The following is a 12,681-nucleotide window of genomic DNA, read 5'->3' as shown; positions in this document are numbered from 1 at the left end:
TTAGTATACAAAAGGAGTTATAAAATATGAATATATCAAAAAAATATATACACATTGCACTCATTTGGTTTTTAGCATCATTATTTTGTTTACAAGTTTCTTATGCAGTTCACACTACTACTTCTATTACAATTGGCTGGGTATTAACAGTTATCTTCTTCATTATTAGTTTAATTGCAACAAAAAAGCATAGCGTTACTCACTAACGCTATGCTTTCCCTACGAAACTATTCTTCTGAAACATCCAACAAATAAATGCCTCTTTCAAATCCACCGCGCTCTATTTCTTTTTTCTTACGAAGACGTTCTACATCTTCAATTGTTGCACCTTCTGCACGCGCTAATGAAATGATCACTTCCAATGCATCCGCAAGAGAATCTAGCGCATGTTCACGCTCTTTCATAGAAGCAAATTCACGAATTTCTTCCGTTCCAATTTTCGCTAAAGCTTGTATGTATGCTTGTCCTGTTAATTTTTGTGCTGTATATGTTTTTCCAGACCTTAAAATCTTCTCTGGAACACGATCTCTTACTAACTTGTTATATGCTGACATCATTCATCCTCCTATGTTTAATAACATCCGAGCTCTGCTTTATAGAAAAACCATTTTTTCTTCACGCACGCACTAAGCATATCAATTCCTGATCCATGTGCCCTTACGTGAGGAAAGAAATAGTGCTCTGATTCTTCTTCCTTACCATATAGAGTTTGGTACTCAGCTGGAATTGCTTCTTTTTTCACATCTTTTTCTTTCGTCACTTCGCCAGAAAACGCAACGCTTGGATGTCCTTCAAAAAACAACGCAGTTCGCACAGCCATAGATGGTGTACTATGCAAAGTATAATATGCTATTACAATCATGCCGATAACACCAATAATTTTCTTCATATATTACTCCTAAAAAAAAAGTGCTAACACAATTATACTAAAATGTGTTAGCACTTTCTCCCCTTTACCTTAAATTAACCGGCAGTAAAACTACTATTAATTCAAATTTCACTTTATTCCCCTTTAAATGCAGGCAAACGTTTTTCTAAAAATGCAGCAATGCCTTCTTTATGATCCGCTGTTTGTCTCATCGCATATTGGCCGCGCTTTTCAAGTTGCAATGTTTGTTCTAAATTGGAGCGATTTACTTCACATAAAATTTGCTTCGTTTGAATCATCGCTTTGATCGGCTTTTGTGACCATTCACTAATTTTTTGCTTCACAGCCGTTTGGAAATCCTCACTGATTACTTCATCAATTAAACCGATATCAAGCGCTTCTGTTGCTGATAATTTCTTTCCTTCCCAAATAATTTGCTTCGTCATATTTTCACCGACACGCTTTTGAAGGAAGAAATGGCCGCCACCATCTGGAATTAAAGCGATTCCAATAAAGTTCATCGCAATAATGGATGATATATCTACCATCACATAGTCAGCTGTTAACGCAATACTTAACCCAAGACCAGCAGTTGGTCCATGAATCGCACTAATAACAAGCTTCGGCATCGTATATAAAGTCACAACAACTTCAGAAATGGTATTCATAATGCCATCAAACTTGCTTTCATCATTACTTGAAAGCATCGATTTAATATCTCCACCCGCAGAAAAACCACGACCACTTCCGCATAACACAACAATGTGTGCAGAACTCTCCGCTACTTCTTTCAATTTTTGTAATAACTCTTTTAATGTTGGCTCATCTAATGCATTTAACACCTCTGGGCGATTGACCATAACCGTTGCAACGTGCCCTTCATATTTCACAACGACAGATTCTGTTTTACTTGTTACTTCCATTATATATCCCCCTCTTTTCTACATAAAGATTATACTTATATAATTATAGAAAGGTGGTGAAAAACCCTTCTTTTTTCTCAATTTTCTGTCTAATAATCTCGTAATTTGTATATGACCTTGTATAAAACATACAATTCCGTTGAAAAATATAGAAATTAAAGTCGGTTTATCACCTCTCTTCATCTATTTACCATTACAATGAAATGGTGTATTCTTAAGTCTGATATAAAAATTAAATATAGAAATTCATTCTCCTTCCTATTTATATAGAGGTTCTGAAATAAAGGAATGAAGAAATGGAGGAACATATGGTTACTAAGTTCAAACAGACGGATAACTACTTCCCGCATTTCCTACTGCTATTCATTGTGTTGCAACCAATTTTAGATTTGTTAACGTCTTTTTCAATCTATGTATTACACATGAGCGCAACAGTCGGAATCGTAGTCCGTTTCGCCTTTATGCTTCTTGCATTAGGTTATCTACTTCTTCATCATAAACAACAAGGCGCGAAAAAGTATATTCTTTATTTATGTCTATTTGGCATTGTACTCGCAATTGGCCTTGTGAATAATTTAATGGTCAAATCTCCAGTTTCATTTGGAGAAGAAGTGAAATTTATTTTGAAAAGTGTATATCCAATAGTACTACTGTTTGGATATATTATCGCACTAAAAGAATTAAAAAATAACGACTACGCGTTTCATAAAATCATTACGTATTTCTTATATGCAACGTTAATTTTAAGTATTTCAATCATCGCGGCTATGGCAACTGGTACAGATTTCCCAAGCTATCCGAACTCAAAGATCGGTTCAAGAGGATGGTTCTTTGCTGGAAATGATTTAAGTTCCATTTTTGCAATTATGTTCCCAATCGTTGTCTTATACTCAGTTCATAAAACAACTTCTTTCTCAAAAGCGTATTACTGGATTCCAACTGTAGTTGCAATGTATGCAAGCATTATGATCGGAACGAAAGTAGGCTATGGTGCCATCGTTATTACACTTGGTATCGCCCTTTTCTTCTTATTCATTGAATATATAATACATCGTAAAAAAGAAGGAAAAGGATTCACATATCTTGTAAATACAGTTGTTGCTGCTGTCGTATTAGGAGGGTTACTCGTACTTACACCGCAAACTCCTATCGCAAAAAACATGACCATCCATTTACAAATATATGAATACAAAAAATCAGTACAAGAAGAAAAAGACCGAAAAGAAGGAAAAGTAGTTACAGAAGAAGAACATGAGCAAGGCGAACTAACAGACTCTGAAATGAAAAGTTTAATTTACAGTGATCGCGACAAGTTTTTAAAAGTATATAAACAATACTATAAAGAAGCACCACTATCTCAAAAACTATTTGGAATGGGGTACGCTGGTAACTATACAACGAAAATGAAGTTAGTCGAAATGGATTTCCACGACCTATTCTTCGCATTCGGAATTGTTGGCTTCCTTATGTACTTACTGCCACTTCTTTATTTCGGTATAAAAATATTCATTCGCATCATCACAAACTTCAAGAAACTATTTAGCGTAAAACATATGCTACTAGCTAGCACACTCGTCTTATCGCTCGGTATCGGCTTTATGTCTGGACACGTATTAACAGCACCAGCCGTTAGCATTTTCTTTGTTGTGATACTCGCTTACTTAATTGTTGATTTAGAAATAGAATAGAAAAGAAGCAGCATCCAGATGGATGCTGCTTCTTTTCTATTCCAACCCTTTACCGCCTCTAGCATTCAAAGTGCTAATTCTTTCTGCTCCAGTAATCATTGGTTTTGCTCGCTTTATTAAATTTTGTGTAGACTCTAACGTTAAAGATGCTTTATGTGCTTCTTCATTACTCCATACTTCAAAAACATATACAGCATTTGGCTCGTCATCAGAAGTACTTACAATATATACCTCACAACTATGAAGTACATTCATCGATTCCGCAGCCTCTAGCAAAATATTCGTTAATTCTTCCCGATTACGTTCTTCCACAATAAACTTACCATACAATCCGAATTTACTCATTCTTCTCCCCCTAATTATGCCACTTCTCTTATCTCAAAATTAATAATTTCCATAAAAAAACACTTAATGGCACACCTTTCTTATGTATGAAATGAGAAACTACTTATATAGAATAATTATTTTAATCAAATTATTAACATGATAAAATATTAAAGGCACTATTATATAAAAGAATATATAATAGATATGTCGGTTTTTTTTTGCACGAAATGTATTTCGAAAAAAGTGAGGAGAGTCCTTTGGTATTTAGTAGTTCGATTTTCTTATTTATCTTTTTACCTCTCGTATTATTTCTCTATTTTATAGTGCGTGCCGAGCTACGTAATTTCGTATTACTTGCATTTAGTTTAATTTTCTATGCATGGGGCGAACCGCGTTTCGTTCTTTTAATGCTCTTTTCCATCGTATTAAACTACTGCTTTGGCCTACTTGTGCATCATTATGATAAACGAAAAAATATGAAAGTCACATTTTTAGTTATGGCTGTGGTCGGAAATATTTTATTACTTTCTTATTTTAAATATATTTCATTTTTCACAGACATTTTAAACAAATCATTGCATTTATCTATTAATGTGGAACCTATTCCACTACCAATCGGAATTTCATTTTATACATTCCAAGCGATGTCCTATGTCATCGATATATACCGTAAAGATGGGGATGTTCAAAAAAATCCACTTAATTTAGCGCTATATATATCTATTTTCCCTCAGCTTATTGCCGGACCAATTGTTCGTTACAATATCGTTGCTGAGCAAATTAAAATGCGCATCCATTCTTTTGAACGATTCACAGAAGGTATTCAAATTTTCGTTCTCGGATTAGCAAAAAAAATATTAATCGCCAACCAAGTAGGATTTGTCGCCGATAAAATATTTGCCTTACCACCATCTGAAATAAGTGTTGGAACGGCATGGATTGGTATTATCGCCTACACTCTCCAAATTTATTTCGATTTCTCAGGGTACTCTGATATGGCAATCGGAATTGGAAAAATGTTCGGATTTGATTTCCCGAAAAACTTCAACTACCCGTACATCTCTAAATCTATTTCAGAGTTTTGGAGAAGATGGCATATTACACTTGGTTCTTGGTTCCGCGATTACATATATATCCCGCTCGGCGGAAACCGTGTTTCAAAACTAGCGAATTATCGTAACCTCTTCATCGTATGGGGATTAACTGGTTTATGGCACGGGGCGAGCTGGACATTTATCGCCTGGGGCTTATATTATGGCTTTATTATTTCAATTGAAAAAGCTGGATTCGAAAAAATATTAAACAAACTATGGAAACCGCTGCAACATGCATACGTATTACTAATCGTTATGATCGGTTGGGTCTTCTTCCGAGCTGACAACTTCGCTTACTCGTTCCAATATTTAAAAGCGATGTTCGGCATAGGAGGACAATCTTTCATCGATGACAATACAATGTTATACGTACATGAATACATTATCGTATTTCTCATTGCCTTTATCGCAGCGACTCCAATTTTAAAACGAATGAAAAACATACTAGAACTTGCGCCAAAAACGTATATGTTCACGACGCAATTTGTACGTCCTATATTATTACTAACATTATTTATGATTTCGGTTATGTACTTGATTAACTCAACATATAATCCATTTATTTATTTCAGGTTTTAACTGATGTAGGAAGGAAAAGTTATTATGAAAAAATTGGGGAACCTCATCCTGTTTATCGGTTTTCTCACCATTATCTTTTCATTTGGCATATTATCGTTACTCAAAACAGACCGAGACATTTCACCAGTTGAAAATCGGCCGCTCGCTCAAAAACCAGCACTTACGAAAGAAGCTCTCCTAACTGGTAGCTTCTTTAAAGATTTTGAAACATACACAAATGATCAATTAATCGGACGAGATGAGCTTATTAAAAACTATACGATTGCCCAAATTAATATGGGCAAGTCTCTCATTAACGACATTATTTTAACTGATGATAAATGGCTCCTTAAAAATCCAGCGTGGACGAAAAAGTATAATGAAATTGATCAATCCATGCCCGCTATAAACGACTTATCTCAGTTTTTAAAAGAACAAAACGTCGAGTTTTACTTTGCTTTACCACCGTCAAAAACGAATGCATTATCATTTAAATTACCTTCTCATATTCACACTTATGCACAGGACAATTTAAATTACTTTCTAACAAAACTTCCAGCTGACGTAAAGCCAATAAAACTTATGGAACACTATAAACAGAACTATACGAACGAAGAAATACAGGACATGTATTTCAAAACAGATCATCATTGGAATATGGACGGTGCCTTCTTAGGCTACCAATATATAATGAACACAATCGGACAACAATCTTCTATATATAAAGGAAAAGAAATAAAAAAAGAAGATTACATTCGTACATGTGCGCAAAATAAACATTTAGTCGGAAGCTTCAACAACCAACTATACCAACTCATCGATGCAACTGGTGAAAAATTGTGCTACTACACACCGAAAGGCGGTTTCAACTTCACAAGCGTTACCGCAAAAGATGTGAAAGGTACTGTTCATCAAAACTTAGATGACATATACGGCGTAGAAAAACAAAAAGATACAACATCATACGCAGGATATTACACGGACGACTATCCAGAAATCGTCACCGAAAATAACAATGCACCAAATGAAGTACGCGCCTTAGTCCTAAAAGACTCATTCGCAAACGCAATCGTGCCACACTTAGCACAAAGCTTCAAACACACATCTATCCTCGACCTGCGTCACTATCACGAAAAAGATGTATATCAATACATTAAAGACAACAATATTAACATGGTATTGTTCGTGTATAGTGATTCGAATTTGAGTGGGGATATGTTTAAGTTTAAGAAATAGAAAGAAGGCTCTTGTAAATGTACAAGAGCCTTCTTTCTATTAAAAAATCAGTGGGGATGAATCCCCACTGATTTTTCACTTCATCTATAATCGAATTATAGATTTGGGTTGTTAAGAACGTTAACGTGTACAGCTTGTGAACCGATTTCGCTTGTAATAACATTTTTATCTGTTAATACCTTGAATACTAATGTACCTTTGTCAGTGTACTTAGTAGTTAAAGTATCGTAAAGGTCTGCCTTGAAGTTTGGAAGTGTAGAATCACTTGTTTGAGATACTGTTACATCTCCAAGTTTTACATCGCCAGCGTTAAATACAGCATCGCCGTTTCTATCTAAGTAAAGTTTACCTTGCTCGTCACCAGATTTTACAACACGTACTTTATGTTGTGTTTCTTTCGTTAAGTTAATACCTTTTACGATATCATCAAGGTTACTCTTCTCAAGCTCTAATACAGTACCGATGTTGATTTTCTTCTCAACGAAGTTTTCTGTTTGAACTGGTTTGAAGTTTACAGATTTAATAGCGATTGTTTCTTGAACGATTTCAACTGTCGCTTTACCAGCAGTTGCACCATTTTTCGTTAAGTGGATATCAACTTTACCTGGTGCTTTACCTGTTACAACAACTTTATTTCCAACAATTTTAGCATCAGCTATATCTTTGTTTTTAGACTCAACTACATAACCCTCTAAGTTTTCAGGATCAGAGTATACGCGATCTGAAGTGTACTTAGATAATTGATACTCAACTTTGTTAGAAACATTTAGGTCAAGTTTCGTATCAGGTGATTGGCCGTATTGACCTACTTTAGATACAAGTTCAAAGTTTTTAAATGCAACGTTACCTTCTGTTACATTCACATATAATGAACCTAAAGTAGCTCCATTAGCATTTTGGAAGTGAACTGTACCTTCGCCTACTTCGTTACCTGTAACCGATACAGTTTTTGTACCGATTGAGCCAGCATCCGTTGTTACTACATCTAATCCACCTTCTGCAACTACACCTGTTTTTGGAAGAACTTCTTTAATTGCAGCTGAGTTAGTACCAAATGGATCACCATATTGGTCAGTTGTTACGAATGTAACAGGTAATGTTTTATTTTGAACAACTTGTAATTTGTCTGGGTTAGCTTTTACTGATACTAATTTACGAGAATCAGTCGTTACTTTAAATTTAACATCTTTCGTTACGTCACCTACTTTAATAGTAAGTGTAGCTTCACCAGCAGCCTCAGCAGTAATATAGTTGTTTACTACAGAGATAATACCGTGGTTTGAAGATTTGATGCTAATTGATCCTGGATCAACTACTTTATCTTCTCCAGCAATTGTAGCAACTAATTTACTAAGAGATGCTTTTTCACCAACAACTAAAGTTTGGCTATTTAAAGCAAAGTCTTTACCAGCAAGCTTGCTGCCATAGTTTACAGCACCATCATTATCAGCATCTACCGCAAATACAACATTTTTAATTGCAGAAGCTGGTGTATCAAGGTTTTTCACTGTAATAATACCAGTGTTAGAAACTGTTAAACCACCGCGTTTTGTAACTTGTACTTCTACTTTGTAGTCACCTTGCTTAATGCCAACAGCTAGTTTACCTGTAGTAGAAGTAGCTTCTCCACCTTCAAAGATGTTTGCTGATGTACCATCTAAGTTATTTGCTACAAATTTGACGTCATGATCTGCTAAGTTTAAGTACTCAACATCAGCGTTACCTTTTTCATCGTTTAATTTGAAAGCAACTGTTTGACCAGCACGATCATCGTCAAATGTAAGTTTTTCTACTGCTAATTTTTTAACTTCGTATACGAATTTCGTTACGAATGATTGATTTTTCACTTTTACAGTAAGATTTTTATTTGGAGCTACTTTACCACCAAGTGTTACAACTGCAGAAGTACCGTCAGCACTTGCTTCAATCGCAACAGCTTTGTCTCCATCAAGAGTTACATCTTCAGCAGCAAGCTTATCTAAACCAGTACCTGTTAATGTTAATTTCGTTGGTTCAGAAATTTTCACATCAGTTACATATGCTTGTGCATTATCTTTTTTGCCATATTTTTTATCTGCTACTGCGATAAATTTAGCTGCTTCTGCACGAGATACAGATTTATTTGGCTCCCATTTGTTTCCGCCTGTTCCTTCAGAAAGTCCAAGATTGATTAGGATGTTTGCTTTTTCTTCACCCCAATGATCTAATAAATCTTCAAATTTTGTAACTAACTCGCCGTTAACTTTATCTTTTAAGTTATAAGCACCTACTATCATAGAAGCGAAAGAAGCACGGTCAATCTTTTTATCTGGAGAGAAGTTTTCTTTACCATCACCTCTAACAACACCCGCTTTTTCAACAGCTGCAATGTATTTAGAAGCCCAATGATTTTTAGCATCTTTGAAAGATGGTTGTGCACCCTCTTCAACTTTTAAACCTAATGTAATTGCCATAATTTTCGCAGCAGAAGCACGATCAATTTCTTCAGCTGGAGCGTATGTACCATCTGGCTTACCTTCGATTGCACCTTTATCTACTAAGTAATTGATAGAATCTAATCCCCAATGACCAGCTGGAACGTCTGGGAATGATTTTCCTGCTGCTGCTACTGGAGATACAACACCTGCTACCATTGCTGCTGTCATTGTACCTGCGATTACTTTTTTGTAAGAGTTAGTCTTTGCCATTTTATAAATTTCCTCCTTCAGGAATATGCTACTAGTTTCATATCATATTAAATTTGAAAACTAGCTAGTTAGAAAAACCATAAAACAATAAAAGCACAAACAAAATACTATAATGAAAGTAGTTCATATAATAAAATGATACAAACCGTTAAATGTAAATATAAGGTTTAAATACCATTTTTTGAAACAAGTTCATCATACTATACAAAACTATTCGTTATCAAGAACTTTCTCAAAAGAAGATTCGACACATTCTGATAATTCAGTCTTTTCATCGTATTATTAGTATATTATTAATACTCAAATATAGAAATGAGCAAACTGTTTTCCTATAAACCACTCTCACTGCGCTTCGTATATTTTTCATATCGAATACACAATTGGAATTATAGCACATATTTCCACTTCATCAATTAAATGTTTTTTACAATAAATACAATTTTCAGACTACATTCGACTAAAATTATTGAATTTCGACATTTTATTCTTCTTTTCGAATGTTTTTTTAACAAAAAAAGGTGTGAATTTACAAATAATTTACATATTAATGAGATATTCTTCTATTTTTGAAAACGTTTTCGATTTATTTCTCAATAAAACTATTCCTTTTCAACCTCAAATGCACATGAAATAAAATCAAAATAAAAAGCCTATGATACTCATAGACTTTTGTCTATTTTCTCATAGGCTTTTATTAATCATTTCATGTATCAAATGATTTTAAATTAGTTTTTTGCTGCTTCTTTAATAGAAACATCTACTCGTACTGGCTTATCAAGCTCAACTTTTTGTGTTTGCTCACCTTTTTTAACAGTAAGTTCTTTTACAAAGATTGAAGTAGAACCTTTTGTACCAAACTTAGCAGTTTCTTCCTTTACAACATTTGTATCTGCAGAAACGAATTTCACGTCAGTTACAGTTGCACCCGCAGTTGTTGCTGGAACACCATCAACTGATAAGATATTTAGAAGTGCAGTTTTTAATTCGCTACCTTGAGCAACCTCATTAAGAGATGTGCTTGTGAAATCTACTGCTAATTTTTTAGCTGCAGGTGCTGTATCAACAACTTTGAATGAGTGAGTTGTGATTAGCTTACCGTCTGCTACTACAGTTGCTTTATATGTTTCACCAGCTTTTGCTTCATTTCCTACAGTAATTGTGCCAGTAGTATTATTTACAGCTACTTGACCTGAAGTTGCATCTACTACTTTACCATCTTTATCTGTAGTAGTAACTGTAATTGTAGCTGCTTCTTTCTCTTTTAAAACTAAACCATTAGCATCTACTGGAAGAACAGAAACTACCATTTCATTCTTTTTGTTTTCTTCAGTAACATATTTATCTAATTCAGTTTCTAATCCACGAACCTCAAATTTAGAGAATACGCCTGGAGCTTTTAATTCTAAAGCTAATGTAGATTTTACTTCTGTTTTACCAGATTTAGCTGTTAATTCTACAGTATATTTACCAGCCGCTTGACCATTTGCATTTAAAACTAACTCTTTATTAGCATGAGTTGCTTTTAATTTTTGGTCTTGAACTGCTTTACCATCTTTATCAAGTACTTTCACTTCTACAGGAGCTGTGAACTCTTTGCCGTATTGATCTAAAACTGGAGCTTTTACAGCTAAGTCAGTTACATCATTTGTAGAAAGCACTAAATTAGTTTTTTCTAACTTAATCTCTTTTAATGCTTTTTGAGCGAAAGCTTCGATTTCAACTGTTTTTGAAACAAGCTCTTTACCATTTTCATCTTTAACAGTTACTTTTACTGGCGCTTTTCCTGCAGCTAGTACAGTCACTTTGCCAGTAGCTTTATCTACTACAGCTACCTCTGTATTTAATGACTCATATTCAGCTTGAACGTTTTTCACCACGTTATTGAATTGGTCTTTTAATTCTACCTGAACAGAAACGTTATCACCTTCATAAACTTTAGTGTTTTGTTTGAAATCTTTAGAAGTGAAATCAGCTTTATCTGCTGCTACTGTCCAATTAGAAATTGAAGCTACTGCAGTACCTTCAGCAGAAACTTTTACTTCTTTACTTTCAGCTACTACTTTACCGTCTTTTTTGTAAATAGCTTTTACAGTAGTTGAAGTACCTTTTTCTAACTTGATTTTACCATCTGTAATTTTAGCTGGAGATACAAATTCAATACCTGATGGTGAAACAACTTCAGTACCGTTTTCATCTTTAACTGTGTATTTTAGTTCGCTGTCTACGCCAGCTACAACTGTTTGGTTAGTCATTTCGATCGTTTTTGCTTCTAAAGAACCTACAGCTACTTCTGTTTTACCAACTTTGTTTACATCTACAGTGTAAGTTTGTTTAGCTGCTAAGTTGCTATATAATTCAACTGTAGCAGATTTTTTATCATCTGATAATTTTACATCTTTAACTAATACTTTATCGTTGTTAGCTTTGTTAGCTACTTTAACGTCTTCTTTAGTTAATTTTTCAACAGCTTTGCTGAATTTAACTTCTACTTTTTGAGTTGTAACTGCTTTAGCAGATTCAACTGTTACTGCTTCGTTACCGAACTCTTTGTCAGTCTTAGCAATGAATTTAGCAGCTTCTGCACGAGTTACAGATTTATCTGGCTCCCAACCATTACCAGTACCATTAGTGATACCTAAAGCAACTAAAATGTTAGCAGCTTTTTTACCCCAGTGCTTTTCTAAATCAGAGAATTTAGTTTCTAATTCTCCGCTTACTTTGCTGTCTAATTTGTATGCTTTTACGATCATTGTTGCCATAGAAGCACGATTAATTTGGTTGTTTGGATTAAACTTACCAGTTTCATCCCCTTGAATTACACCAGCTTTTTCAACAGCTGCGATATATTTAGCAGCCCATGAATCTTGAGCATCTTTGAAAGATGGTTTTGCACCCTCTTTAACTTCTAAACCTAATGTAATTGCCATAATTTTCGCAGCAGAAGCACGGTCAATTGCTTCAGTTGGAGCGAATGTTCCGTCTGGCTTACCTTCGATTGCTTTTTTTGCTACTAAATAATCAATGTACTCTGCACTCCAAGAACCAGGTTGAACGTCTGGGAATGATTTTCCTGCTGCTGCTACTGGAGAAACAACACCTGCTACCATTGCTGCTGTCATTGTACCAGCGATTACTTTTTTGTAAGAGTTAGTCTTTGCCATTTTATATATTTCCTCCTTAGGAATGTAATACTAGTTCCATAAGTTTTTAAATAGATATTCTATTTATTTTTGAAACTAGTAGATATAAATGTGGTTAACGTATTCTTTGTACAGAATAATAGAATATTCTGTATTACGG

At 34.6% G+C, this 12,681-nt stretch carries 10 protein-coding genes; 4 read left to right on the top strand and 6 right to left on the bottom strand.

The genetic code is table 11. The annotated features are described in order from the left end of the window. The first annotated feature begins 26 nt into the window (after positions 1-26). A complete protein-coding gene (locus JDS99_RS09995; protein WP_087985735.1) occupies positions 27-206 on the top strand; it encodes a hypothetical protein in 180 nt (59 codons plus the stop codon). A 21-nt stretch (positions 207-227) separates the two neighbouring features. Here the strand turns inward: JDS99_RS09995 and JDS99_RS09990 are convergent, their stop codons facing one another. The 3 genes from JDS99_RS09990 to JDS99_RS09980 form a co-directional block, all read right to left on the bottom strand. Then, positions 228-554: a nucleoside triphosphate pyrophosphohydrolase gene (locus JDS99_RS09990; protein ID WP_087985736.1), complete on the bottom strand. Its 327-nt coding sequence runs from the start codon at positions 552-554 to the stop codon at positions 228-230. A 17-nt stretch (positions 555-571) separates the two neighbouring features. Continuing rightward, positions 572-889, bottom strand: a complete 318-nt coding sequence (locus JDS99_RS09985; RefSeq protein WP_087985737.1) for a hypothetical protein — start codon at positions 887-889, stop codon at positions 572-574. 113 nt (positions 890-1,002) lie between these two features. Further along, positions 1,003-1,791 carry an enoyl-CoA hydratase gene (locus JDS99_RS09980; protein ID WP_199695009.1) on the bottom strand — a complete coding sequence of 263 codons (789 nt, stop codon included), beginning with the start codon at positions 1,789-1,791 and terminating at the stop codon, positions 1,003-1,005. 308 nt (positions 1,792-2,099) lie between these two features. On the opposite strand from JDS99_RS09980, the gene JDS99_RS09975 reads away from it, so the two are divergent. After that, complete coding sequence (locus JDS99_RS09975; RefSeq protein WP_137036670.1) at positions 2,100-3,479, top strand: O-antigen ligase family protein; 1,380 nt, start codon at positions 2,100-2,102, stop codon at positions 3,477-3,479. Positions 3,480-3,515: 36 nt separating this feature from the next. Here JDS99_RS09975 and JDS99_RS09970 read toward each other — a convergent pair whose 3' ends face one another. Continuing rightward, the gene (locus JDS99_RS09970) at positions 3,516-3,824 is read right to left on the bottom strand and encodes a putative quinol monooxygenase (RefSeq protein WP_088062140.1); all 309 of its coding nucleotides are present in this window, start codon (positions 3,822-3,824) and stop codon (positions 3,516-3,518) included. Between the two features lie 239 nt (positions 3,825-4,063). On the opposite strand from JDS99_RS09970, the gene JDS99_RS09965 reads away from it, so the two are divergent. Beyond that, a complete protein-coding gene (locus JDS99_RS09965; protein ID WP_199695008.1) occupies positions 4,064-5,479 on the top strand; it encodes an MBOAT family O-acyltransferase in 1,416 nt (471 codons plus the stop codon). A 24-nt stretch (positions 5,480-5,503) separates the two neighbouring features. After that, complete coding sequence (gene patB1 / locus JDS99_RS09960; RefSeq protein WP_199695007.1) at positions 5,504-6,694, top strand: secondary cell wall polysaccharide O-acetyltransferase PatB1; 1,191 nt, start codon at positions 5,504-5,506, stop codon at positions 6,692-6,694. Positions 6,695-6,789: 95 nt separating this feature from the next. On the opposite strand, the gene JDS99_RS09955 is transcribed toward patB1, so the two are convergent. Beyond that, complete coding sequence (locus JDS99_RS09955) at positions 6,790-9,381, bottom strand: S-layer homology domain-containing protein (RefSeq protein ID WP_199695006.1); 2,592 nt, start codon at positions 9,379-9,381, stop codon at positions 6,790-6,792. A 725-nt stretch (positions 9,382-10,106) separates the two neighbouring features. Then, entirely contained in the window at positions 10,107-12,542 is a 2,436-nt protein-coding gene (locus JDS99_RS09950; RefSeq protein ID WP_199695005.1) for an S-layer homology domain-containing protein, read from the bottom strand. Between the last annotated feature and the right edge of the window lie 139 nt (positions 12,543-12,681).

It is taken from the genome of Bacillus cereus group sp. N6 (genome assembly GCF_016483705.1).
GTDB classification, from domain to species: Bacteria; Bacillota; Bacilli; order Bacillales; family Bacillaceae_G; genus Bacillus_A; species Bacillus_A wiedmannii.
Note: the sequence above shows the minus strand (reverse complement) of the source record. Positions and strands in the feature narration are given on the sequence as shown.